The following is a 25,392-nucleotide window of genomic DNA, read 5'->3' as shown; positions in this document are numbered from 1 at the left end:
ACAGCGAAACGACGTACCTCTTTGTCACCATCGGTTCGCGCACTGAGCGTGGCGGGCGCGTCACCCGGGTAACAACATGCTGCCGCTGAGCGCCGGCAAGGATCGGGGGAGCATTCATGCGTAAAGCAGCGGTCCGCGACGGCGATCCTACAACAACGGGCGGGTACGTCATTGGCACTTCGACCAGGATTAACGATAAGGGGAAGAAGGTTGCCCTGACTGACGATCACGCCACCTGTGGGAACTGCACGGGTACATACAGGATATTCGGGACCGGAAAAGGAATGTCGGACAAGGGACGGGCGGTGGTTGTCGATGGCGATTCCGTACTTTGCCCCTGCGGAAAGAACCGGGTTATCGTCGGCAGCAATCCGGGAATCTTTCTCAATACGGACCGGGGTTCGGCGGTTGCACGCAACGCGGCGAGCGCGGCGCAATCCGCCATCGCGACAGGCGCATCCGTCGCGACCTATGACGAACAAGTTCGCGCCGCCGCGTCGGGCGGCGCGCTCGACGGCTATCCGTACTTTGTCGAAACGGCGGACGGGCGCACGTTCTCTGGACGTGTAGGTGCGAACGGGCTGTTGCCCCGGATCGAAACCGATGTGGCCGGCACGTACGCGATCTATTGGGGCGACGAAGCCCTTGCGAGACGGGTAGGGGCCTGAAGCATGCCGAACAGAAAAACAGTGGTCAGAACAAACCCAACGTCCAATTCAATCAAGGAAGTGTCACTGAAGGTGCTGACCTTTCGGGAATTGTGGGACAACTACGCGACGGGTGATCCGTACAACGATCCGAACGGGCAATACGGGAATCAGTGTGCGATACGCATGAGTGTAACCTTCCATCGCGTCGGCATCGAGATGAAGTCGTTCTCTCAGAAGCTGGTCAAGCCGGCTGCCGGCAGGTCGAGCGTCGGTCGCCTTTTGCTCGATGGCAAGCCTACAGCCACGCGGGCCGACGAGTTGGCCGAGTGGCTACAATTGCGGCCAATCGCTGGGCTTCCGCCGGCAGAGAACATTACCGGACCGGATTGGGCATCCAGGGTCAAGGGCCGAACCGGCATCATTGCCTTTTCCCGATACTGGACACGCGATGGCGAAAAGTCGGACGATGCGAGCGGAGGGCATATTGACCTCTGGAACGGAACCCGACTGACCATCAGCGGCCCGATAGACTCGTTCGCAACAATTGGCCGAATGCTAGGTATGAACTCCTTTTTCGCGGGGTACTCGTTCGGATTCTCAGATTTGAGGCAGTCCAAACAAATCTTGTTCTGGGAAGTAAAGTGAAAAGATTCTTGGCAATCCTGGTCTTTGCCATCGCGGGGCTGGCCGCAGGCTGGCTCGCTTCCGGATCATTCCTTGCGTTTTCTCCGAGATGTGGATACGACTGTGAGAACCGGGTATTCGGGATATTTTTCCTAACTACGATCGGAGGCTTCTTTGGATTTGCTTTGATCGGCCATCTTGCAACGCGGAAGCGCCATATTACAGTCAAGACAGTGCTGGCTGTCAACGCAGCTTTGTGCTTGCTCATGCTGCTTCCGGCATGGGGCTTTTACACCTGGAAACTACATCAGCACTATGTAGAAGCCGAAGCGGAGCGACCGGTTAAGCCCAATCTTGAATTCTTGCACATGACCATTGCGACTCGTCCTGTGCAAGGATATACGGGCAGTGATTTTGGTCCAATTGAGCCGATGCGGGCGATTCCTCAATGGCAGCGCTGCCTGATTGGTACGGCACAATGCGAAAAGCGGCCGAGGCAGGCGGAGATGCTTTGCAAGGATGGAGTCGTATACGTGAATGAAGCAGATTGGCACGCTTTCAGTCTTATTCCCAGCGAAAATTTGCCGGGCACTATAGCGCTCCAGTCAATGGACCTGTGTGCTAGCCAATAGCCAAGCCGACTGGAAGCCACAACCGATCAAAAGTACAGGCGGCGCGCTAATCGGATTGTCGCGTCGCTTGCTGTTTCCGCGAGGCGTCACTGGTTGCGGGGGCAGTATGACGCCTGGATGAAGAACGATCCCAACTACCGCGAAGTGCAGCACCCTAGCAACAAGGCCGCTTGGCAGGATAGCCTTCAGGCTGCGAGAGACGTGTACTACGGGGTGTACCGCCTATTTTCTGGCCCGACGCCAATAGCAACGCTACATCTCAACACATCGTTCATACAACCTGAAGTTGAAAGGCTGCGGTTTGAACGGAAGCGTTTGGTGGTTTGGTACCGAGACGATTCAGGCGGCGTTAGACAGGCCTCCGTCGCGGTTCCAGTCAAGTAGGTCGAGTCAGTCGACCGTCGTCGTGGTTGTATGAGCAAGTGTAGCGGCACGCACACAACAAAACGGTAGGATCGCGAAAGCCGCACGATTCGGAACGGCCTTCTTGCGTGTGCTACGCAAGGACTCAGGAACGAGGCTGCATCGCTGCCTTCAATGGGGCACGTGCGAAAGGCGAGGCGGCATAGACACTGGCCCGATGGTGCGGCAACCGCCGCTCAACCGGCGCTGAGTTCTTGCTGTCTGCGCACCCGCGCATCTTCGTCGAGACGCGTCTCTTCGAGTTCCTGCAGCACGGCATCGAGGTCGACGGGTTGGGTGTCTTCCTCGACACGGCCTGTCAGTTCGACATCGACGTGCAGTGCGCCCGCTTCGAAGAGCGTCCAGATTTCCTTGCCGTAACTCGCGGTGAGAAGCCGCGGCGCAAACCGGCCAAAGTAGGCGGCCAGGTTGTCGACGTCGCGTTCGAGCATCGCCGCCGCTTCGTTGTTGCCGGCCGCGTCGACGGCCTGTGGCAGATCGATGATCACCGGTCCGTCCGCCGCGAGCAGGATGTTGTACTCGGAAAGGTCGCCGTGAATCACACCGGCACACAGCATGCGGACCACCTGGTTGAGCAGCAGCGCGTGCAGTTCCAGGGCGCGTGCTTCGGTCAGGTCCACGTCGTTCAGGCGCGGCGCGACGTCGCCCGTTGCATCGACGACCAGTTCCATCAGCAGCACGCCGTCGGTGCAGATGTAGGGCTGCGGCACGCGCACGCCCGCATTGTCGAGTCGGAACAGCGCATCCACCTCGGCGTTCTGCCACAGTTCTTCCTGCATCTGGCGGCCGTAGCGCGTGCCTTTCTCCATTGCGCGCGCCTGTCGGCTGTTCTTGACCTTGCGGCCTTCCAGATACGAAGTCGCCTGTCGGAAGCTGCGTTGCTTCGCGTCCTTGTAGACCTTCGCGCATCGCGTCGAGTCGCCGCTGCGCACGACGTAGACCGTAGCTTCCTTGCCGCTCATCAACTGGCCGATCACTTCGTCGATGAGACCTTCTTCGACAAGCGGGATGAGTCGTTTGGGTACTTTCATGCGGCCGCCCGGGCGGCCGCGGGACATGCGGCGCAGAAAGGGGCGGATCGTGAGGGGCGAGCCGACCGCCCTTGGGGACGGTGCTGGACAGGCTGAGTCCCTTTAACGGTAAGCGTATTCGGGAAACGGGGGCTTGGGCCGCGGGATGCGGCCGGCAGGCAATCGGCCTGCGAAGGGATGAAAGTCATGCCGGATTATACGGGCGCAGCTGTCAAGGGCATTTTCCCGGTGCTTTTTCTTTTGTGTCCAGTCCGGCCGTCATCCGCATGGAAGCCGCGCGCAACGGTGTCGGCGGTTCCCCGGTTGTAGCCGTAGAATCGACAGGCTTGTGAAGCCCGTGCCCTTGATGTGATCGTCCGGATCATCCCCCTTTGTCTTCAGGTTCGAGATTAGCCGATGAACGCAACCGCTGCCGCTCAAGCCGTCGCCCGCCCCGAGATCTGGCTGATCCGTCATGGCGAAACCGAATGGAGCCTCTCAGGCCAGCATACGGGGCGCACCGATATCCCGTTGACCCCGCGCGGACGTGAACAGGCGCACGCGCTGGCATCGCATCTCGCGGGGCAGCGCTTCGATCGCGTGCTGACGAGCCCGATGTCGCGCGCGCTGGAAACCTGCCACCAGGCGGGGCTCGGCGAGCAGGCCGAAGTGGAGCCGGACCTGAGCGAATGGAACTACGGCATCTATGAAGGGCGCACAACGAAAGAGATCAGCGATAGCGTGCCAGGCTGGTCCGTGTGGAATTCGCCGATTCCAGAGGGCGAAAGCCTCGAGCAGATTCAGGCGCGGGCGCGATCGCTGATTCAGCGTCTGCTCGCGTCGGGCGGGCGCATCGCACTGTTCTCGCACGCGCACTTTCTTCGCGTATTCGGCGGCTGCTGGATTGGCGATTCAGCCGCGCTCGGCGCGCATCTCTTTCTCGACACGGCGTCGATCAGTATTCTTGGCTTCGATCACGAGAACCGCGCGATACGTCAGTGGAATACGCGTTGCGCGCCGTGAAGTCAGGGTTGTCATGGAGCTTTCGGAGCGGGGTCTGGGCGTACGATAGCGGGACAAATATCGGGAGATACAGGTATCCGCGCGGGCCGCGGCCCCACAGGGAGGTGGCAGCACGCATTTCAGTCTATCGCCAGCTTGCGCGTTTTATGGGTGTCCCTACGACATGGACACCTATGAATGTCTGTACCGGTTCTCTATCGTGAACACTTGGTGAGCCACTTCATGATGAAGCGCAGAACCTTCCTGATCGGTGGTGCCGGCGCGGTGGGCGCGCTGCTGATTGGCTGGTCGGCGCTGCCGCCGCGCCAGCGTCTGACGACCTCAGTGCCGTTGCCGGCAGAGGGTGCCCAGGTGGCGCTCAACGGCTGGGTCAAGATCGCCGCGGACAACAGCGTCACCGTCATGATGTGCAAGGCGGAGATGGGGCAGGGCATCCACACCGGCCTCGCGATGGTGCTGGCCGACGAGCTCGACGCCGACTGGTCGCAGGTGAAGGTCCAAAACTCGCCCATCGACAAGATCTACAACAACCTGCAGGGCGTCGTCGACGACCTGCCGTTTCGCCCGGACGACGCCAGCGCACTCAGCCGTCTCTCGGACTGGCTGGCGCGCAAGCTTGCCCGCGAAGGCGGCACGATGATGACGGGCGGCTCGTCGAGCGTCAACGATCTCTGGATGCCCATGCGCGAAGCCGGTGCGTCGGCCCGCGTGATGCTGGTCGGCGCTGCCGCCGACCTGTGGAAGGTGCCGGCTTCCGAATGCCGCGTGGAGGCGGGCAAGGTGCTGCATGCGTCCGGTCATGCAGCCCGCTTCGGCGAACTGGCCGCGCTGGCTGCGCAGCAGCCGCTGCCCGTCAGGGTGGTGTTGAAGGAACCGTCTGAGTTCAAGCTCATCGGCAAGCCCCTGCGGCGCATCGAAGCCGGGTCGAAAATCAATGGGACCGCGCGCTTCGGCATCGATGCGCAGCCCCCCGACCTGTTGTACGCCAGCGTGGTGATGTGTCCGACACTGGGCGGCTCCGTGCGGCATTTCGACGGCGCTGCGGTCGCGGCGAAGCCAGGCATCGTCAAGGTGTTCGCGGTTGCGCCGTACAACGGCGGCACCGGCGGCGTCGCGGTGATTGCCGACAACCCCTTTCGCGCGATGAATGCGGTTACCGCCGTCGAAGTCGAGTGGAACAACGGTGCGGCTGCCACCCTGTCGAGCGCCGATGTCGACCGGCGCCTCGGGCAGGCGCTCGACAGCAGCCGGGGTCACACGTACTACCAACTTGGCGACGTCGATGCCGCGTTGAGAAAGGCCGCGCAGACCATCACCGCTGAATATCGCGCGCCATACCTTGCGCACGGCCCGGTTGAGCCGGTCAACTGCACGGTGCAGTTCAGGGATGGCGAGGCCATCGTGTGGGTGTCGACGCAGGTGCCGGCGCTCGCCCGCACACACGTTGCGAAAGTGCTGGGCATCGATGCCGACAAGGTCTGCGTGAAGTCGCAACTGCTCGGTGGCGCGTTCGGACGGCGGCTGGAGATGGACTTCGTCTCGCAGGCCTCGGCTATCGCGCGCGAAGCGGAAGGCAAGCCGGTGCAAACGCTCTGGTCGCGCGCGCAGGACATGACGCACGACTTCTATCGCCCGGCCTGCCGCTCGCGCTTCAAGGCAGGTCTCGACGCTTCAGGGAAGCTGATCGCCTGGCATAACACGTCGGCCAGTCAGGCGATCGTGCCGGAGTCGCTCGCGCGCAACTACAGCATACCGCGCGTTCCGATCGACAAGACCACGTCGGAAGGCGCGTTCGACCAGCCATACGAATGGCCGAATGTGCGCGTCGGCCACAAGATCGTCGACCTGCCGGTGCCCGTGGGCTTCTGGCGCTCGGTCGGTCATTCGCATCAGGCATTTTTCACCGAGAGCTTCATGGACGAACTCGCGGTGGCGGCAGGCCAGGACCCGGTGGCCTTTCGCCTCGGCCTCCTGACAGAGCATCCGCGCCATCAGGCGGTGTTGCAGCGTGCGGCGACGCTGTCCGGTTGGGGCAAGCCGCTCGCGCGAGCCGCCGATGGCGCCCGATGCGCACGCGGCGTCGCGCTGCACGAGGCGTTCGGCAGCGTCGTCGTGCAGGTGGCGGAGGTTTCGCTGGCACCCAACAAGACCGTTCGTGTGCACCGGGTGGTGTGTGTGATCGATTGCGGTCTGCCGGTGAACCCGAACCTGATTCGTCAGCAGATGGAGAGCGCGATTGTCTTCGGCCTGTCGGCCGCCCTGCAGGACGAGATCACGATCGTCAACGGGCAGGTGCAGCAGCAGAATTTTCTCGAGTTCCCGGTTGTGCGCATGTGCGAGTGCCCGGTCATCGAAACCGAGATCATGCCGAGTCAGGCGCATCCTCAAGGCGTCGGCGAACCGGGTACGCCGCCGATCGCGCCAGCCGTGGCCAATGCGCTGTTTGCGCTGACGGGCCAGCGTCTGCGTACGTTGCCGCTGAAAGTCGCATGAATACAGGAGAAGCGCGATGACATCTCTGAACGTCAACGGCAGGATCGTCAGTGTCGAGACGGACGCCGATATGCCGCTCCTGTGGGTGCTGCGGTGCGAACTCAGGATGACCGGAACGAAGTTCGGCTGCGGCGTGGGAATCTGCGGCGCCTGCACCGTGCATCTGGACGGCCATGCGGCGCTCTCGTGTCAAACGCCGGTCTCGACCGTCGGCGAGCAGAAGGTCACGACGATCGAAGGCCTGCGCGGCGCCGAGGCTCAGGCAGTCAAGGCGGCCTGGCTCGATCTGGACGTCGTGCAATGCGGATATTGCCAGAGCGCGCAACTGATGGCGGCCAGCGCGCTATTGAAGCAGAAGCCGCATCCTACCGATGCTGACATCGATCTGGCGCTTTCCGGCATCGTTTGCCGTTGTGGCACGTACCCGCGCATACGGGCGGCGATTCATCAGGCGGCAAAACGATAGGACCCGCGGGGAAACGTCTTGACCGGAGTTTGCAATGGTTGACTTTCGGTCCGGCAGTAAGCCACTACTATTGGCTGGTCACGTTACATTGCGTTGCATTAGATGAAACCCATGCATTTCTTTGCGCTTGCCGGGTGCCTGTTTGCGCTGACCTTCACGTCCCTGATTCTGCTGCTGATTTCCTGACCCGTTGTCGTCCGGTAAAAGCATCTGGCGGCATATGAGTTGACGGGCTCCCGTCTGCGGGGCGCCTTCACGGATGACCTGATGGCACTTATCGATAGCCGCAATCGTTCGGGCGACGGAACACCGACGGGCGTGGCAGCGATTCGCTACACTGGATGCTTCCCGTGTTCATGGAGAGGCGTTTTTCATGGCAACCCGAAAGACAGCAGGCAAAGCGGCGCAGATCCGCGTCGGCATCGGCGGCTGGACGTTCGAGCCGTGGCGCGGCGTGTTCTATCCGGAAGGGCTCGTGCAGAAGCGCGAACTTGAGTACGCCAGCCGCAAGCTGACCACGATCGAAATCAACGGCACGTTCTACGGCTCGCAGAAACCCACGACGTTCGCAAAATGGCATGACGAGACGCCTGACGACTTCGTCTTCTCGCTCAAGGCGCCGCGTTTTGCGACCAACCGGCGCGTGCTCGCCGGAGCAGGCGAAACCATCGAGCGGTTTTTCGCAAGTGGCGTGCTGGAACTGAAGAACAAGCTGGGACCTGTCAACTGGCAACTTGCCCCGACCAAACAATTCGACCCTGAAGACTTCGAAGGCTTTCTGAAGCTGTTGCCCCAACGTATCGACGGACGGGCGATACGCCACGCCGTCGAGGTACGGCACGACAGCTTTCGCGACGAGGCATTCGTTGCGCTCGCACGCGAGTATGGTGTCGCGATCGTGGTCGCGGGGGATTCGAAGTACCCGCAGATCGCGGACCCGACCGCTCCGTTCGTCTATGCGCGCATCATGGGCACAACCGAGTCGCACCCTCAGGGCTATGCCGACGATGCGCTCGATCTGTGGACTGAACGGGCGCGTGTCTGGGCAGCCGGTGGCACGCCGAAGGGACTCGAAACAGTCCGCAAGCCACCGGCCAGGGAAGGAGCACGTGACGTTTATCTGTACGTGATCAGCGGATTCAAGGCGCTTAACCCGGCTGCCGGCATCGCGATGATCGAGCGGCTCGCCAGCGGCGCCTGATCACGCTGCAAGCAGGGTGATGGCATAGTGGGTATGATCCCCAGGTCGCCTTCCCCAAAAGCTGCAGGCCCAGTAAGCGGTCCGCGGGGAAACCGCCGCGCATGGCAGAGGGATGCGCCTTGCGCCGGACCCGAACCCGTTTGATCGCTTTCGACACATCCAGCTATCCAACTGCTCCTGCTATCGTCTCGTTCATGCAGCCAATCATCTCGGTATCTGACCTTTCGAAAACCTACGCCACGGGTTTTCACGCGCTAAAGCAAATCAACCTGAGCATCCGGCGAGGAGAAATCTTCGCGTTGCTAGGGCCGAACGGCGCCGGCAAGACCACGCTCATCAGCATCATCTGCGGGATCGTCAACGCGTCTGCAGGCAAGGTGATCGTGGACGGCCACGACATCGTCGAAAACTACCGCGCCGCGCGGACCATGATCGGTCTCGTGCCGCAGGAACTGACCACCGATGCGTTCGAAACCGTGTGGGCCACGGTCTCATTCAGCCGGGGGCTGTTCGGCAGACGGGCGAATCCTGCTCACATCGAAAAGGTGCTCAGGGACCTGTCATTGTGGGACAAGCGCAACAACAAGATCATCACGCTTTCGGGCGGCATGAAGCGCCGCGTCCTGATCGCGAAGGCGTTGTCGCATGAACCACAGGTGCTGTTTCTCGACGAGCCGACCGCGGGCGTCGATGTCGAGTTGAGGCGCGACATGTGGAATCTGGTGCGCTCGCTCAAGTCCAGCGGCGTGACGATCATCCTGACCACCCACTATATCGACGAAGCCGAAGAGATGGCGGACCGGATCGGCGTGATCAACGGCGGCGAAATCATGCTGGTCGAAGAGAAGCATGAGTTGATGCGCAAGCTCGGCAAGAAGCAGTTGACGCTGCAACTGGAGCGCGCGCTCGAAACCATTCCATCTCAACTGCTGCCGTGGAAGCTGGAGCCGTCGCCCGACGGCACCGAGCTGACCTATACGTACGATACGCAAGGCGAACGCAGCAGCATCATCGCGCTCCTGAAAGACCTGAACGATTCAGGTATCCGTTTCAAGGATCTTCAGACGACACAGAGTTCTCTTGAAGACATCTTTGTCAGTCTGGTGAGGAAGGGTCAATGAACATTCACGCAATCCGCGCCATCTACCGCTTCGAGATGGCCCGCACGTGGCGCACGCTGATGCAAAGCATCATCGCGCCCGTCATCTCGACATCGCTCTATTTCGTCGTGTTCGGTGCGGCGATCGGCTCGCGCATCAAGGAAGTCGATGGCATCAGCTATGGCGCTTTCATCGTGCCTGGCCTGATCATGCTGTCGCTGTTGTCGCAAAGCATTTCCAACGCGTCATTCGGTATCTACTTTCCGCGGTTCACCGGCACGATCTACGAGCTGTTGTCAGCGCCCGTGTCCTACCTGGAGATCGTGGTGAGCTATGTCGGCGCCGCGGCGACCAAATCGATCGCGCTCGGTCTCATCATCCTGGCCACGGCGGGCCTCTTCGTGCCGCTTCAGGTGCTTCATCCGTTCTGGATGATCCTGTTCCTCGTGCTGACGGCGATCACGTTCAGTCTGCTGGGGTTCATCATCGGCATCTGGGCCAACAGTTTCGAGAAGCTGCAGCTCGTGCCGCTACTCATCATCACCCCGCTGACGTTTCTGGGCGGCAGCTTCTATTCCGTCAACATGCTGCCGCCGGTCTGGAAGGTCGTTACGCTGTTCAATCCGATCGTCTATCTGGTGAGCGGTTTTCGCTGGAGCTTTTATGGCCTGGCGGACGTTAGCGTCGAAGTCAGTCTCGGCATGACGGCGCTGTTTCTCGCGGTGTTTCTCGCTATCGTGGCGTGGATATTCAAGACCGGATACCGGCTGAAGACGTAGCGTCGCTGCATGGCTGTCTGGGCATGCGTGTGGAATCCGTCCGGTTTTCTCAAGTCAGGCGGCCGATCCGCATCTCATACTCCGGGATGAGCGTCACGCTGTCCAGCGTCGCCACCTGATCCCTTGTTTCTTGACGCGGGTCGAAGCGTTCGTCCAGGTAGACCGGCGAGTCCGCCCGCAACGGCAGCACGGTGAGCGTTAGCGGCACAGCCGGATCGATCGGCACATTGCACAGCCCGATATTCCACGGCAGGCCAGTGTAGAAATCGTCGTCGACCAGATCCGCGCCGGAGAAAAGTCGTCCGACATCGCCCGTGTAGCGGATCGACAGGTACGCGTTGCTGAGCCCCTTCGTCGCATCGGCAGGCAAGGCGATGCGCCACGCGGCGGATTTGCCGTACGTCTCTGGCAGCGGTTCGACGCTCGCGTTCGCCGGGCCGCCGTGGGCGATCGGCGGTACTTCCGCTGCACCGCGTATCTGATTCACAGCGACCGTGCCGGAATGCGGATCCGCATGGGCCGTGTACATCTGGAAAATTCCCGCATCGGGCAGTGCGTCAAGCGGCAGGGTTGACGGTGGCTTCGCATCGAGCGGCGGATAGACGCCGAGGGCGAACGTCGAATCACCGACCGAGCGCAGCACCAGTTGTCCGTGCGACTCGAACACGGTTGCGTCGGTGATGACGAGGCGGCGCGCACCCTCGATCGGCACGACCGTCGCACGTTCCGCGTCGCGCTGCGACAGCAGGGCGACCATGAACCGGCGGCCGCTGGCTGTCGTCACGGAAATGGCGTCGCCAGGGCTGAGGTTCACGACCAGCGCGTCATCCACCACGCGTACCGGCACATTCTGGCCGCTGTCCGAGGTGATGCTTTTCACGCTGCGCGTCTCGAACGCGAACTCCGACGTAATGCCATCGGCAGCACGAAACACCCAGGTGTCGCCCGCGAGCGTGGTTAGCCGCGTCATCGGTTGCGCGCTCGCGTAGCGCAATTGCGCGTCGTGCAGAGGCAACGCGACCGGCCACACGAAATACGTCCCCGACGGAATATCGACCGGTTCTGCAGGCAACGTCACCGTCCGGTCCCGCAGTTTTACGGCAAAGCGCACGCCGTGCCGAACGGGCAGCGGATGCTGGCGCACGTGGTTGTTGAAGAACAGAAAACCCCGTTCGCCATCCGCGCGGACCGAGAACCTTGGCGTGTCGGGATCGTCGGCGGATCGTGGTGTGAGATCGGGCTGACAGACCGTGTACGTCGCGAGTGCCGCGCCCCATTCGTGCAGAAAGAGATGCATTGGACGAATCTTGCCCAGCACCGGATGCGCCTCGCCGTTCGATCCGAAGGGCGCCTGGAAGTCGTAATTGACAACAGGCAGGTCGTTCCAGCCACCCGTGGCGGTCGATTCCTGTCCGTGCAGCAGGTGAGGCGGATTGCGTCCGCCATGGAACATGTAGTAGCCGTACAGGTTCACCCCGGAGCCGAGCTGAACCGGCAACATCGCGCCGATGTCGTCCGGATCGATGACCGGACGACGCCGGTACATCGTCGGCACACCGCCGCCGTATTCCGCGCCGAGGAACGGCGTTTCATGGGTGACAGCGTCGGCGTCGCCGGCCGCCCCGCCTTTGGTCTGCGCGCCGAGGTCGCCGCCGACGCGGCTCGTAAAGCGGAACGCATAGACTTCGTTTGGCGGCGATGCGATGCTCGTCGTTGCCCACGGCAGATCCGGATATCCGCCGAAGACCGGTGTGACTTCCCGGTGTGGAAATACCGCGTTGTCCCAGCCGGTCACCGTATAGAGCGGCGTATCGAGTCCGGCGTCGACGGCGAGATGCTTGAGGGTCGCGACATGCGCGGCACCCTGGTTCGGGCCCGTGAGGTTGTACTCGTTTTCGAGCTGCACGCCGATCACCGGACCGCCGTCTTTCCAGAGTTCGCCTTCGAGCTGCGCGGCGATCTGCCGATAGAAGCGCTCGACGTGAGCGAGGTACATGGGATCGTCAGAGCGGGAGGGCATCTGGTTCACGACCCATTCAGGGATGCCGCCATAGCGCACCTCGGCATGCACCCACGGGCCGATGCGCACGAACACCAGCAGGCCCTGCCGCGCGCAGGTCTCGACAAAGCGTCGCAGGTCGCGGGGTCCGTTCCAGTCGAAGTGGCCTGCCTCGGCCTCGTGATGGCTCCAGATGATGTACGTTGCGAGGATCTCGATGCCTGCGCACTTGACCTTCGCCAGTTCGTCGTCCCATTGTGCTTCGGGCACGCGCGAGTAGTGGAACTCGCCCATGACGGGGAGCCATGGTGCGCCATCGCGTGTCAGGTAGCGGCTGTTGATGCCGATCGTGCCGCCGTCTGGATTCGTGTCGGTACCCATGCGCAGCGTGCTGCTGCGGGGCGCCTGGGCTGGCTGGCTGGCGTCGACGGTCAGCAGCGTGACCGTGCCCATCCGGGCCGTGGCCGCACTGCTACCCAGCATGGCCGCGTCCGGCGCGGCCATGGCCATGCGTTCGACGCGGTTCGTCACGGGTTCTCCCACGCGCAGACGTCGGCTGTGCGAAGCTCGCGGCCGCCCAGCACGAAGCGCGCGTTGGCCGGCGCCGGTGCGCTTGAGGTATCCGGCCCGAAGTTGAACGCGAAGGTCACGTTGCCACGGCGGCGCAGGCGAATGCCGTCGGGAAGCGTCGCGATTTCGATGCCGGCGTCGCGCGCGGCGCCTTCGAGCAGCGCACGATGCAGCGCACGGTCGAACCAGGCGCCCGCATAGCGCACCCGGTCGTGGGCGACGACGGCGGGCCAGCCGTCGTCGAAGCTCGCCAGCACTTCGGCTTCAGCGCCAGGCTGCAGATGCTCGCGCCAGTGCACTGCGATTCCAGCGACGCCGCCAATCGACGTCGCAGGCTGCAGGGTCGGGCGCAGCGATTCGACTTCCAGCACCTGGACGGGCAGCGCAGCTTGCAGCAGGCCAGGTGGCAGTTCGGCCGGAATCGCGAACTCTGCGGTCTTGGAGCCGCTGCGCGGCCCGAACACCCATTGCGCGGATGATCGCCGGATCGCCTGCACGAGTGCGTCAGTGATCACGGCAAGACCCGGCACGACCACGAGTCTGTATGACGAGAAGTCCGCGTGAGGCGGGACGATGTCCACGTCGAGCGACATTTCGCGCAGCGCCTGATAGTACTCAAACGCGAGCGTTTGATAGTCGAAGGTTTTTCCGTGGCGCTGGATCTCGAACATCCATTGCGTCTCATAGTCGAACACCAGCGCCACTTCAGCGCGCGAGACGGGAGCGAGACCGGAGAGCACCGAAGAGTCCGAAATTTCCTTTGCGGCAAGCGCGACTTCACGGCCCCCGGGCGAAAGCTCGTTATTCGGCAGGTTAAGGCCCGAATGCATCTGTTCCTGCGCGTACGGACATTGACGCCAGCGGAAATACGACACCAGCTCCGCACCATGTGCAAACGCCTCGTAGGCCCACAGGCGGACCATGCCGGGCGCGGGCACCGGATTCCACGGCGCCCAGTTCACCGGTCCGGCCTCCTGCTCCATCACCCAGAAGCGCCCGGCGCCGATCGCGCGGTAGCGGTCGTGATCGAATGCGGACACATCCGGGTGGCCGGTACGTGCATAGCGGGCCTTGTCTTCCTCCGGTAACGCGATCACCTCGGTGCGGGCGAGCGGATAGCTATCCCATGCGGCGACGTCGACGCTGTGGTCTTCAACGAAACGGTAGTGGTCGAAGGTCGTGAAGAAGCCCATGAAGTTGTGCAGGACATCCACGCCGGGCGCAAAGCGCCGCAGCACCTCGACCTGCTCGCGATGGAACTGCGCGACTTCATCCGACATGAAACGGCGGAAGTCGAGCAGATGGCTCGGGTTCGCGTCAGTCGGCGTGAGGTTCGGCAGTTCGATGGCGTCGAACGATGGATACTCCATGCTCCAGAACACGTTGCCCCACGCGCGGTTCAGCGCGCCGACCGTTTCATGGCGGCGCGCGAGCCACGCGCGAAAGCGCGTGCGCGCAGCATCCGAATAACTCGGCACGGTGTCGTGACAGCCCAGTTCGTTGTCGGTTTGCCATGCGATCACCGCGGGGTGCCGTCCGTAACGTTCGGCCATCGCGGTGACGATGCGCAGGCATTCGCGGCGATAGCGCCCGCTCGATACATCGTAGTGGCGGCGCGAGCCGAAATTCCAGCGTGCGCCGTCGGCGCGCACGGGCAGGATCTCCGGCCAGGCGTCGACCAGCCATTTGGGCGGCGACGCGGTGGGCGTGCCGAGGATGATCCTGAGTCCGGCGGACGCGAGCGTGTCGACGGCTTCGTCGAGCCATTCCCATGTGTACTCGCCGGCCTTCGGCTCCATCCGGCTCCACGCAAACTCCGCAATGCGCACGTGCGTGATGCCCAGTTCGACCATCCGTCGTGCGTCGTCGGCCCACATCGACTGGGGCCACTGTTCGGGGTAGTAGCAAACACCTAGCTGCATCGGGATTCTCTCTTGTTGAATGGGGGATCAGCCCTTGCTGGCACCGAAGGTCAGACCGGCGACGAAGTGCTTCTGCATCGCAAAGAACATCAGCACGGAAGGCAGGGCGGCCAGTACCGAACCGGCAGCGACGAGGTTCCATGCCGTCGTCCACTGACCCTTGAGCGCGGCGACGCCGACCGTGATCGGCGCGGCATCGTCGCCTTGCGTGAGGCACAGCGCCCAGAAGTAGTCGTTCCACACGAAGGTGAAGACGAGGATGCCCAGCGCGGCCAGCGCCGGACGGATCAGCGGCAGCACGATGCGCGCGTAGACCGTCCATTCGCTTGCGCCTTCCACGCGCGCGGCCTCGATCAATTCGTACGGCAACTGCTTGATGAAGTTGCGCAGAAACAGCGTGCAGAAACCAGTCTGAAACGACACGTGAAAGATCACCAGCACCCATACGGTGTTGTAGATGCCGACTTTCAGCGCCATGTCGCGCACGGGGATCATCAGGATCTGCACGGGCACGAAGTTTCCGGCGACGAACGCGAACAGCACGGCGGTGTTGCCGCGAAAGCGGTAGGTCGCGAGGGCGAAGCCCGCCATCGAGGCCAGCACGATCGCGCCGATCACGGAAGGCACCGTGATCAGCACGCTGTTGGCGAAGTAGTGGAGCATCGGCGTCTGCGTGAGCGCCGCGCCGTAGTTCTCCCACAGCGCGAAGTGTTTGGGCCAGGCCCAGTAGTCGCCTTGCGAAAGCTCGTCGGACGAGCGTATCGACGTCACGAGGACGGCGAGCATCGGCAGCAGCCACACAATCAGCGCGAGCGGCAGCGACGCCTTGTACAGCGCGCGGTTGAATGGTTTCCAGCGTTCGACGGGAAGCGGATACATGACGAAGTCCTCTGTAGATCAGCGTTCTTCGCGCAACATGCGGCGCAGGTGGAACACGATGTAGACGAGCATGATGGCGAACAGGACGACCGCAATCGACGCCGAATAGCCTTCGCGGTAATACTTGATGGCCTGGTCGTACATGTAATAGGCGAGCACCGTCGAGCTGTCGAACGGACCGCCTCCGCTCATGACCGCGATCAGGTCGAAGCTGCGCAGCGCGCCGATCACGGTCAGCACGACGGCCATGAAAGTGGCGGGCCGCAGTTGCGGCAGGATGACGTGCCAGAGAAGCCGTACACCTTTCGCGCCTTCCATGCGCGCGGCTTCGACGACTTCCGGATTGATGGCAGTGAGCCCGGTCAGATACAGCACCATGCAGTAAGGCGCCTGTGGCCACAGTGCGGCAAAGACGATGCCGAAGGTGACCGTATGCGGATCGCCCAGCACGGGAATGCCATGCCCGACGATCATCCGCAGCAGCCCGAACGTCGGATCGTAGAACCAGCTGAACACCAGCCCGACAACGACGCCCGACAGCACGAACGGCGCGAAGAACAGCGACTTCACGACGCGCATACCCTTGATCTGCTGGTTCAGATACAGCGCGAACACAAGGCCGAGCGGCGGCGCGAGCAGGAAGAGGGCGAGCCAGATCAGGTTGTTCTTCAATGCGACATAGAAGACATCCGCATGAAACAGTTCGACGTAGTTCGCGAAGCCGACGAAGCTCTTCGGCGTCATGCCATCCCAGTTATAGAAACTGAGCGTGATGCTGCTGATGATCGGATAGATCACGCACAGGCTGAAGAGCGCGCACGCGGGCAACAGGAAGAAAAATGCCGCACGATGCTGCCTGCGCCGGGTTTTCGGCGTACGCCGGCCCCGAGCGGCCGGCAGGCTGCGGGCTGCTGAAGTGGACATTCGAATGGCCTCGTAAAGTCCGCGCTGAAGCACCTCCCCGGAGCAGACAGCCCATGCTGCCTGCTCCGGGAGGACGGTGACGTTACTTCTTGTAGATGCGCTTGCGCGTCGCTTCGAGTCGATCGAGCAGCGCGTCGAGTTGCGACGGGTCGCTATAGAACTGCTGCATCGCCTTCATGCCTTCGTCGGCCATTTCTTTCGTCATGTCGCGATCGTAGAACTGCGCGATGCCGCCGGTGGTATTGGCAAGCGTCTGGAAGCCGACCTTCGAGATCGGATCGTCGGGTTCCGTCGCCTTGCTGTTCGACGGCAGCTGGCCCCAGCCGCGGGCGAGATCCGCGTTGATTTCAGGCGACTCCATGAAGGCGAGCAGGCGCCGCGCGTCGGCCTTGTTCTTCGCCTTTGCCGGGATCAGCAACACGTTGACCGGACCGTCTTCGGCAGTCGGCACGTTGGCGTCGACGACCGGGAAGCGGAAGAAGCCGGTTTGCGGTTTGATCGATTCCGGAATGCTCGCCGAGAAGAACGTGCCCATCAGCATCATCGCGGCCTTGCCGTTCACGAGGAACGGTGCGATCGAGTCGAGATCGTAGGAGAGGGCGTTGTCGATGTAGTAGTGGTCATCCATCAGCGTCTTCCACGTCGTGTAGACCTTCTTCACGCGCGGGTCCGTGTACGGGATTTCGCCCGCCATCAGCTTCTGGTGAAAGGCGTTGCCGTTGATGCGCAGATCGAGGTAATCGAACCATGCGGCGAGCGTCCAGCTGTCCCGCGCAGCGACCGCGATCGGTGCGACGCCGCTGGCCTTCAGCTTTTTCGCGGCGTCGAGAAACTCGTCCCACGTCTTCGGCTCGCCCTTGATGCCGGCCTTCTCGAAGAGATCCTTGCGATAGAAGAAGCCGTACGCGTCATAGCCAAGCGGTGCCGCATACTGCTTGCCGTTGTATGTCGAGGCGTCCTTCACCGACGCGTATTGCTGGTTCCAGCCGTTCCTGTTCCAGTCGGACGACAGATCTTCAAGCAGGCCACGTTGTGCGTAGTACGCCATGCGCTCACCATCGTGCCAGGAGACGATGTCAGGCGGATCGGTCGCGAGCCAGCCGCCCATCTGCACCTTGTACGCTTCCTCGGTGATGTAAGTCACTTTCAGGTCGACGTCGGGGTTGGCCTTCTTGAACTTGTCGAAGGCGTCCTGCCACGTCGAGCGCTGGTTTCCGCGCGCGGACACGTTGATGTTCAACTGCCCGGCTTCGGCGCTCACTCCCGACAGCAGGGCGGCGACTACCGCGACGGCGGCGGATGCGCGGGCCACGGTACGGACAGGCCGGCAGTGTGTAAGGCGGCTAATGCGGCTTGAGTTCACTTGCTGTCTCCTTTGACTACGTTGTGTGCCGGCCGCGTGGTGCGGACGGGTGATCCTGCCAGCTCTGCGGCTGGCGTCCTTTCATGCAACCTTCTCGTACCCTACGGCCCGCTCCGGCAGTGCCGGTTCGGTCACGGTGCGTTCCAGCGCGATGCCGTCGGCGTCGAACAGATGACAGGCGTCAGCAGGAATGCGCAACGTAATGCGTTCGCCAGACTGCGCCGCCGCATCGCCGGGTGCCTTGGCAACAAGGGCGCCCCCTGCGTAATCCACGTGAATGTAGCTGTGTTCGCCGAGCTGTTCGGTCAGTGTGGCGGCACCACGGATCGCCTGGCCTTCGCCGTCGGTGCGCACGTGTTCCGGCCGAATCCCGAGTGTCACTGACTGGCCGCGCACGAGACGTATGCCATCGACGTCGACCGCAAGCGTTTCCTCGCTTTGCAGCAGCTTGACGATGACGCGGCCCGACTGGATCGCATCGACCGTTGCGTCGATGAAATTCATCCGCGGCGAGCCAATGAAACCGGCGACAAAGCGTGAACGCGGACGATGATAGAGCTCGAGCGGCGCGCCGACCTGCGCGATGCTGCCAAAGCGCTGCGTATCGGCGCCCGCATGCAGCAGGACGATCCGGTCGGCGAGCGTCATGGCTTCGACCTGGTCGTGCGTCACATAGACGACGCTCGCTTGCGGGAAACGCTGATGCAGCCGCGCGATTTCGATGCGCGTCTGGCCGCGCAGCGCAGCGTCGAGATTGGATAGCGGCTCGTCGAACAGAAACACGCCGGGCTCGCGCACGATCGCGCGGCCGATCGCCACGCGTTGACGCTGTCCGCCCGAGAGCGCTTTCGGATGACGATCGAGCAGGGCGTCGAGCTGCAAGGTGCGCGCGGCTTCGCGCACCTTGCGCTCGATCACGTCTTTGGGCGTTTTGGCAAGACGCAGCCCGAAGGCCATGTTCTCGAAAACGGTCATGTGCGGAAAGAGCGCGTAGCTCTGGAACACCATCGCGACCCCGCGCTCCGCCGAGAGGACGCCATTCATCAACTGGCCGCCGATGTGCAGTTCGCCTTCGCTCAGATCTTCGAGGCCGGCGATGATCCGCAGCAGCGTGGATTTCCCGCAGCCCGACGGGCCGAGGAAAACGCAGAACTCGTGTTCGGCGATCTCCAGATTCAGTTGCCGGATCACCGGCGAGTGAGTGCCGTAGGACTTCTGAACATGCTTGAGACTGATCGCAGACATCGTTCCGCTCCTCGATTTAAGCGCTTAAATCTGACAGAAAAAAAATGCCGGAACGCTTGCGCGGCGGGGATTTAAGCGCTTAAATTCGAAGGTGGGAATTGAAGTCACGATGCTTGTCTCCTGGATATTTGTCATGAAACTTAACAAAGCCTCCCCCGGCTACGCAACATCTGGTTGTACTTCCCTGAATGTGGGATGTCGTGTCAAGCCGAACTGCGCGTTTTCCCGGATGCGGTCGTCATGGTTACGCTGAGCGAAGTGGCGCGTCGGGCGAAAGTCACGGCAGCGACCGTATCGAACGTGCTGCGCAACCGTGAGAAGGTTCGTCCGGAAACAGCGGAGCGCGTACTGAGCGCGATTCGCGAACTGGGCTACCGGCCGAACCTGAATGCCCGGGCGCTTGCCGAAGGGCGGTCGTCGACGCTTGCGTTGATGCTCTCGAATATCGCGAACCCGTTCTATCCGGAGTTCGTACTCGCGGCCGAAAGGGCCGCGCGCCGCGAGGGCTATTTCCTGATGGTCTGCAACACCGACGACGACGCCGAAACCGGCCGTGCGTATCTCACGCAGATCGCCGGTACGCTCGCCGAAGGCGTGCTCGTGCTCAACACCGACATTGCGATCAATGAGTTATGCGAATCGGCTGCGCTCGGCGCGCCGATCGTGCTCAGCCTGTGGGAACACCCCGAGGCACCGCCGGCCGTGCCCTGTGTCGCCGTCGACTTTTCTCATGCGGGCGCGCTGGCGGCGGAGCATCTGCTGGAACTCGGGCATCGCGACATCGGCATGCTGGTCGGCGATGGCTGCGGCGGTTTGCAGGACGCCCGGGCGACGGGGTTTCGCGAAGTCATCCGGGCTTCGGGCATTGAGCCGGACAACGCGGCCGTACTGGAGATCCGCGATACGATCGACGCCGGTTATGCGGCATGCATGCAGTTGCTGACGAATGCCCCCGGCCTGACGGCCATCTTTGCAACCAACGATCTGCTTGCGATTGGCGCGATCCAGGCGCTGACGACGCTGGGCCGCCGCGTGCCCGAGGATGTGTCGGTGATCGGCATCACGGACATCCAGCTCGCGCATCAGGTTCGTCCGGCGCTGACCACGGTCGCGATCAACACGACCGCGATCGCCGACCTGTCCATCGAGTTGTTGATCCGGCTGATGCAGAAGGGCAGCGCTGAAGCGTCGCCCGCCATGGTGCTGGGGCCGCAACCGACGCTCGTCGTGAGGGAGTCCACGTGCCGGAATACGAAAGCGGGGACGGGAGCAGGGGCGAAGACCCGCAAAAAGGCGAAGACAAAAGTGAAGACGTTCTGAGGCAGCCAGGGTATTTTTCAGGTACCCGGCCGCCAGCGCATTGCGGCGTGCTTTCGTTTGCTCGAGAATAATCTTTGAAAACGTTGCAAATACCCCTCAAGAACTTCCCGGTGGTGCCGTAAACGCGTTTGGAGCATTTGCGCGCGGGGACTTCTGGTCTCCGGTGCGCGCAGATGCGAGCCTGGCATCGGTGCAACATGTTCGCCTTGGATTGCCGTCTTCAAAGTGACCACATGGCTGGACGTGTAGTCAAAATGGTTGTCGATAGAAACGACTGTCGTTGTTGAGTCATCTTTTATTGCACTGGAGACACTGTGATACGACACGCACTTGGCGGCTTGCTCCTGACGCTGTGCTGCCTTGGCACGGCCGTCGCGAGCGGTCCTGATTGCTCACGTCCATTTACGCTCGCGCTGCACGATCACGGCCTGCTTTATTCGCTCGACACCGACACCGGCATCGACAAGGACTTCGCCGACGAACTGATCCGCCGCAGCGGCTGCGAGGTCAGAGTGAGTCTTATGTCGCGCGCGCGCATCTGGACACTGATCGAATCCGGCGCGCTCGATTTCAGCCTGTCCGGTATCGCGAACGCCGAGCGCAATCGGTACGCCTCCTTCGCCTGGTACTTCAGCAATAAATACTATCTGCTGGTGCGCAAGGATTCCGGCATACGCCAGCTGTCCGACTTCGAACACAACGACCGGTTTCAGCTTGGTGTCATCCGCAGTTTCCGTTATAGCGACTCGGCTAACCAGCTGGTGGACACACTTGCGGCCGCCAACCGCGTGAGCCAGGCTGGCGGCCTTGAACCCCTGTATGAGGCGCTCATCCTGCAGCGCATCCAGGGCATGATCATTGAGCCCTTCGACTACCCGGCGATCGACGCAAAGAGGATTCGCGACGTCACTACGATCGTCGAGTTCAACGACCCAGCGGTGCCGCACGGTCTCATCATGTCGAAGAAGGCGCTGTCGCCTGCGGAGCAGCAGAAGTGGCGCGACCTGGTGAATGAGATGCGCGCGGATGGCACGGTGCGCCGGATCTTCGAGAAATATTTCAAACCCGACCTGGCCGATTCCATGGTCGATTTCCAGACGCCGCCGTGAGCTGGGTACGCCTTGTCCTGCTGCCTTTGCTGATCCTGTCCGCCGGGCTCGGCGTGACGTGGACACTCTGGGATCACGAGCGGCAGGCCTCACGGCGTGAAGTGCTCACACAGTTCAACTCCGCGCTGGGCGACGCCGTCACCCGCATCGAGCAGCGGATGGCGACCTACGAGCAGATGCTGCGGGGCGTGCAGGCCATGTTCGTCGCGACGGGCACGCTGGATCGCGACAAATTCCGCGAGTACGTCCGCGCGATCAACCTCGACGCGAACTTTTCCGGCATCCAGGGGCTCGCCGTTGTCCAGTGGGTGCCCGCGGCCGACAGGGACGCCCATATCGCCGCGATGCGCCAGCTGGGTTTGCCCCACTACACCATCCGGCCCGAGGGGCTGCGCGAAGACTACGCCCCGATCGTCCAGCGCGAACCGTACGTGGGCGGGAGTCGTTCGGTACTCGGCTTCGACGTCTGGGCGAGCCCGGTGCGGCGGCAAGCCATGGAGGAGTCCCGCGACGCCGGGATGACGATCGTATCCGGGAAGGTTCAACTGGCCGTGGACACCGGGGAGGATGCGCAACCCGGTTTTGTGATGTTCCTGCCGGTGTATGCGCGAGGCAAGCCGCAGGACACCGTCGCCCAGCGCCGGGCGCACCTGCTCGGCTGGGTCTCCGCTTCGTTCCGTATGCGGGACGTGATCGCAAGTCTCTATGGCGAGCAACCGGCCGGACTCTCCCTGACGATCTATGATGGCGTCCAGCAGTCGGCGGCGGCGCTCCTGTATCACTCGTCCGGCGCCAAAGGACAGCACCCGGATTCAACCGTTTCAGCGAGCGAGTATCTGGTCGTGAACGGGCATAACTGGATGCTCTCCATGACTGCCCACAACGATTTCAAGACCCGGTTCGGCCGCAACGCCGAAACGCTGATTGCCTGCACCGGCACGGGCCTCAGTCTGTTGCTGGCGCTGCTGGCCTGGGTCATGGTGACCGGTCGCAGCCGTGCCATGCGGCTCGCCTCGAAGATGACCAGCGAACTGCGCGAGAGCGAGGAGAAATTCCGCGCGATCGCCGACTGCACGGTCAACCTGGAGGTCTGGTGGGGGCTGGACGGCAAACCCCGCTGGATCAATCCGTCCGTTGAGGAGTACACCGGCTATACCGTGGACGAGTGCATGGCGATGCCCGACTTCACCGGCACCTTGATCCACGCCGAGGACAGGCCGCGTGTCGTGCCTGAGCTTCTGAAGGGGCTTCAGGGTTTGCGTGGCGACGACCTTGAGTTTCGTTGTGTTCGCAAGGATGGCTCGTTCGTCTGGTTTTCCGTCTCATGGGTTCCCATCCATGATGCGAGGGGCGTATTCACGGGTATCCGGACTAGCGGGCGTGACATTACCGAGCGCAAACAGGTCGAGGCCGAGCTTCGCATCGCCGCGGTCGCGTTCGACTCGCTGGAAGGCATGATGGTCACCGATTCGAACGGCACGATCCTGCGCGTGAATTCGGCCTTCACCGAGTGTACCGGCTACACCGCCGACGAGGTGGTGGGCCGCACGCCGCGAATACTGCAGTCGGGTTATCACGACGCGGCTTTCTTCCGCGAGATGTGGAATTCGATTCACCGTGTGGGCGGCTGGCAGGGCGAGATCTGGGACCGTCGCAAGAATGGCGAGGTTTATCCGAAATGGCTCACCATCGCCGCGGTGACCGGGAGCGACGGGGCGGTGACGCACTATGTCGGCACGCATCACGACATTACCGAACGCAAGATTGCCGAAGAGCGAATCAAGGAACTGGCTTTCTTCGATGCCTTGACCCGTCTGCCTAACCGCACCCTGCTGGCGGATCGTCTGAAGCAGGCCATTGCGGTCAGTGCCCAGAGCGAAGCCTCCGGCGCCCTGCTGTTCATCGATCTCGACAACTTCAAGACGCTCAACGATACGCTGGGCCACGACAAGGGAGACCTCCTGCTGCAGCAGGTGGCGCACCGGCTCTCGGAGAGCGTGCGTGAGGGTGACACGGTAGCGCGGGTAGGGGGCGACGAGTTCGTCGTCGTGCTGGGAAGCCTGAGCGAGAACCGCCAGGAAGCGGCCAGCCAGACTGAAGCGATGAGCGAAAAAATCCTCGCCGTGCTCGGCAAGAGTTATCGACTCGATGGCGTCGAATATCGCAGCACCGCGAGTATTGGCGCGACCGTCTTTAGTGGGCATCAGGCTTCCATCGACGAACTCCTGAAGCAGGCCGACCTTGCCATGTACAAGTCCAAGGAGAGAGGGCGCAACGCGATGTGCTTCTTCGATCCGGCGATGCAGACTGTGGTGGTGGAGCGCGCCGCTCTGGAGGCGGGATTGCGCAAGGCGATCGAAGAAAATCAGTTCCTGCTGCATTACCAGGCACAGGTCACAGCCTGCAATACCGTAACGGGCGCCGAGGCACTCGTGCGTTGGCAGCATCCCGAGCGTGGAATCGTAGCGCCTGCCGATTTCATTCCTCTCGCCGAAGAAACCGGATTGATCTTCGCGCTTGGAAACAAGGTGCTGGAAACCGCCTGTCTTCAACTCGCGCGATGGGCGGCCCAGCCGGAAATGGCGCGTCTGACGATCGCGGTCAATGTCAGCGTTCACCAATTTCGTGAGCCTGATTTTGTCGACAAGGTGCTGGCTGTCATCAGCCGGACGGGGGCCAACCCGAGCAGGCTCAAGCTGGAACTGACTGAGAGCGTGCTCGTCGACAATGTGCTCGATATCACCGGGAAGATGCGTGCGCTCAAGGCCACCGGGGTGGTCTTCTCACTGGACGATTTCGGTATCGGATATTCGTCGCTTTCCTATCTGAAGCGTTTGCCGCTGGATCAGTTGAAGATCGATCGCTCGTTTGTGCGTGACATTCTTGTGGATCCGAACGATGCCGTGATCGCCAGAACGATCGTGGCGCTTGGTCAGAGTCTTGGTCTGGAGGTGATCGCCGAGGGCGTCGAGACCGAGGCTCAGCGAAACCTGCTCGCTGAGTCGGGATGTTATGCGTATCAGGGTTATTACTTCTGCCGGCCGCTGCCTGTCGAGGGCTTTGAGGCGTTTGTGAGCAGGTTTGATTCCGGGCGGCGGATGTGTTCTGAACTGTCGGGGCAGGAGCAGGGCTGGACGGTTGAGTGAGATCGGGATAGCCAGGTCGGTTGCTTTGCCGGGAGGGTGACGCAGATCAGGCGGCGAGCCGATAACCCGTCATCGACGGTCGTGCGATCCGGGCCGGAAATACGCGCCAGCAGCCGTCATCGTGCCGAAAGAAAAAAATTGCATGCGAGCCGGTCGGAGCCGATGCCTCGACGTGTACGTAGCGCCGACTGTCATTTTGCATACGACCAAACTGGACTACCCGGATCCGCGCCAGTTTAGTGGGTGCAAGCCACTTTTCGACCAGATAGTGCAGGGACTTCTCGGCGGTGTTCATGACACTCTCCTTCAACCTCACCTTCCCTGACTACGCTGTCGGCGGTTCGACTACGGCGACCGAGGCGCGGTGTGAAGGGATGATTAGAGAGTAGGGCGGAACAAAAATTTGCGATAGTTAATGTTTTTTACGGTAACGATAAACTAAAGGTTATGTAAGTTTTTTGGCGCGGGCGTCGCGTCATGCGGAGCGACCATGAACGGCTGATTGCGCGCGGTA

The 25,392-nt window shown here is 62.1% G+C and carries 20 protein-coding genes; 12 read left to right on the top strand and 8 right to left on the bottom strand.

The window, feature by feature from the left end:
* The first annotated feature begins 116 nt into the window (after positions 1–116).
* The 3 genes from B0G77_RS24070 to B0G77_RS24060 are packed head-to-tail and all read left to right on the top strand — an operon-like array spanning position 117 to position 1,906.
* Positions 117–668 carry a PAAR domain-containing protein gene (locus B0G77_RS24070; protein WP_347814185.1) on the top strand — a complete coding sequence of 184 codons (552 nt, stop codon included), beginning with the start codon at positions 117–119 and terminating at the stop codon, positions 666–668.
* A gap of 3 nt (positions 669–671) precedes the next feature.
* Positions 672–1,295 carry a type VI secretion system amidase effector protein Tae4 gene (locus tag B0G77_RS24065; protein WP_133664580.1) on the top strand — a complete coding sequence of 208 codons (624 nt, stop codon included), beginning with the start codon at positions 672–674 and terminating at the stop codon, positions 1,293–1,295.
* 8 nt (positions 1,296–1,303) lie between these two features.
* On the top strand, positions 1,304–1,906 hold the full coding sequence (locus B0G77_RS24060) for a hypothetical protein (RefSeq protein ID WP_133664579.1): 603 nt from the start codon (positions 1,304–1,306) through the stop codon (positions 1,904–1,906).
* A 599-nt stretch (positions 1,907–2,505) separates the two neighbouring features.
* On the opposite strand, the gene B0G77_RS24055 is transcribed toward B0G77_RS24060, so the two are convergent.
* Positions 2,506–3,360: a PA4780 family RIO1-like protein kinase gene (locus B0G77_RS24055; RefSeq protein ID WP_133664578.1), complete on the bottom strand. Its 855-nt coding sequence runs from the start codon at positions 3,358–3,360 to the stop codon at positions 2,506–2,508.
* A 396-nt stretch (positions 3,361–3,756) separates the two neighbouring features.
* On the opposite strand from B0G77_RS24055, the gene B0G77_RS24050 reads away from it, so the two are divergent.
* The 6 genes from B0G77_RS24050 (at position 3,757) to B0G77_RS24025 (ending at position 10,401) form a co-directional block, all read left to right on the top strand.
* The gene (locus B0G77_RS24050) at positions 3,757–4,362 is read left to right on the top strand and encodes a histidine phosphatase family protein (protein WP_133664577.1); all 606 of its coding nucleotides are present in this window, start codon (positions 3,757–3,759) and stop codon (positions 4,360–4,362) included.
* 222 nt (positions 4,363–4,584) lie between these two features.
* Positions 4,585–6,855, top strand: coding sequence for a xanthine dehydrogenase family protein molybdopterin-binding subunit (locus tag B0G77_RS24045; protein ID WP_133664576.1), 2,271 nt, complete (start codon positions 4,585–4,587; stop codon positions 6,853–6,855).
* Positions 6,856–6,871: 16 nt separating this feature from the next.
* Positions 6,872–7,321, top strand: coding sequence for a (2Fe-2S)-binding protein (locus tag B0G77_RS24040; RefSeq protein WP_133664575.1), 450 nt, complete (start codon positions 6,872–6,874; stop codon positions 7,319–7,321).
* 373 nt (positions 7,322–7,694) lie between these two features.
* Positions 7,695–8,522 carry a DUF72 domain-containing protein gene (locus B0G77_RS24035; RefSeq protein ID WP_133664574.1) on the top strand — a complete coding sequence of 276 codons (828 nt, stop codon included), beginning with the start codon at positions 7,695–7,697 and terminating at the stop codon, positions 8,520–8,522.
* A gap of 194 nt (positions 8,523–8,716) precedes the next feature.
* Complete coding sequence (locus B0G77_RS24030; protein ID WP_133664573.1) at positions 8,717–9,643, top strand: ABC transporter ATP-binding protein; 927 nt, start codon at positions 8,717–8,719, stop codon at positions 9,641–9,643.
* The gene (locus B0G77_RS24025) at positions 9,640–10,401 is read left to right on the top strand and encodes an ABC transporter permease (protein WP_133664572.1); all 762 of its coding nucleotides are present in this window, start codon (positions 9,640–9,642) and stop codon (positions 10,399–10,401) included. The genes B0G77_RS24030 and B0G77_RS24025 overlap by 4 nt, the downstream gene beginning before the upstream one ends.
* A 49-nt stretch (positions 10,402–10,450) precedes the next feature.
* Here the strand turns inward: B0G77_RS24025 and B0G77_RS24020 are convergent, their stop codons facing one another.
* From B0G77_RS24020 to ugpC, 6 genes are all read right to left on the bottom strand, one after another.
* Positions 10,451–12,931 (bottom strand): beta-galactosidase, encoded by a 2,481-nt coding sequence (locus B0G77_RS24020; RefSeq protein WP_243751191.1) that lies wholly within the window; start codon positions 12,929–12,931, stop codon positions 10,451–10,453.
* On the bottom strand, positions 12,928–14,892 hold the full coding sequence (locus B0G77_RS24015) for a beta-galactosidase (RefSeq protein ID WP_133664571.1): 1,965 nt from the start codon (positions 14,890–14,892) through the stop codon (positions 12,928–12,930). Before B0G77_RS24015 ends, B0G77_RS24020 begins: the two co-directional genes overlap by 4 nt.
* A 27-nt stretch (positions 14,893–14,919) precedes the next feature.
* Complete coding sequence (locus tag B0G77_RS24010) at positions 14,920–15,771, bottom strand: carbohydrate ABC transporter permease (protein ID WP_133664570.1); 852 nt, start codon at positions 15,769–15,771, stop codon at positions 14,920–14,922.
* An 18-nt stretch (positions 15,772–15,789) separates the two neighbouring features.
* A complete protein-coding gene (locus B0G77_RS24005; RefSeq protein WP_133664569.1) occupies positions 15,790–16,695 on the bottom strand; it encodes a sugar ABC transporter permease in 906 nt (301 codons plus the stop codon).
* A gap of 82 nt (positions 16,696–16,777) precedes the next feature.
* Entirely contained in the window at positions 16,778–18,007 is a 1,230-nt protein-coding gene (locus B0G77_RS24000) for an extracellular solute-binding protein (protein WP_243751385.1), read from the bottom strand.
* Between the two features lie 132 nt (positions 18,008–18,139).
* Entirely contained in the window at positions 18,140–19,303 is a 1,164-nt protein-coding gene (gene ugpC, locus B0G77_RS23995; protein ID WP_133664568.1) for a sn-glycerol-3-phosphate ABC transporter ATP-binding protein UgpC, read from the bottom strand.
* 240 nt (positions 19,304–19,543) lie between these two features.
* Here ugpC and B0G77_RS23990 point away from each other — a divergent pair, with 240 nt between their 5' ends.
* The 3 genes from B0G77_RS23990 (at position 19,544) to B0G77_RS23980 (ending at position 24,878) form a co-directional block, all read left to right on the top strand.
* Complete coding sequence (locus tag B0G77_RS23990) at positions 19,544–20,623, top strand: LacI family DNA-binding transcriptional regulator (protein ID WP_133664567.1); 1,080 nt, start codon at positions 19,544–19,546, stop codon at positions 20,621–20,623.
* 314 nt (positions 20,624–20,937) lie between these two features.
* The gene (locus tag B0G77_RS23985) at positions 20,938–21,732 is read left to right on the top strand and encodes a transporter substrate-binding domain-containing protein (RefSeq protein WP_133664566.1); all 795 of its coding nucleotides are present in this window, start codon (positions 20,938–20,940) and stop codon (positions 21,730–21,732) included.
* Positions 21,729–24,878, top strand: coding sequence for an EAL domain-containing protein (locus tag B0G77_RS23980; RefSeq protein ID WP_133664565.1), 3,150 nt, complete (start codon positions 21,729–21,731; stop codon positions 24,876–24,878). The genes B0G77_RS23985 and B0G77_RS23980 overlap by 4 nt, the downstream gene beginning before the upstream one ends.
* Positions 24,879–24,924: 46 nt before the next feature.
* On the opposite strand, the gene B0G77_RS23975 is transcribed toward B0G77_RS23980, so the two are convergent.
* On the bottom strand, positions 24,925–25,173 hold the full coding sequence (locus B0G77_RS23975) for a hypothetical protein (protein ID WP_133664564.1): 249 nt from the start codon (positions 25,171–25,173) through the stop codon (positions 24,925–24,927).
* Positions 25,174–25,392: the final 219 nt, after the last annotated feature.

This window comes from Paraburkholderia sp. BL10I2N1 (assembly GCF_004361815.1).
GTDB lineage: Bacteria > Pseudomonadota > Gammaproteobacteria > Burkholderiales > Burkholderiaceae > Paraburkholderia.
Note: the sequence above shows the minus strand (reverse complement) of the source record. Positions and strands in the feature narration are given on the sequence as shown.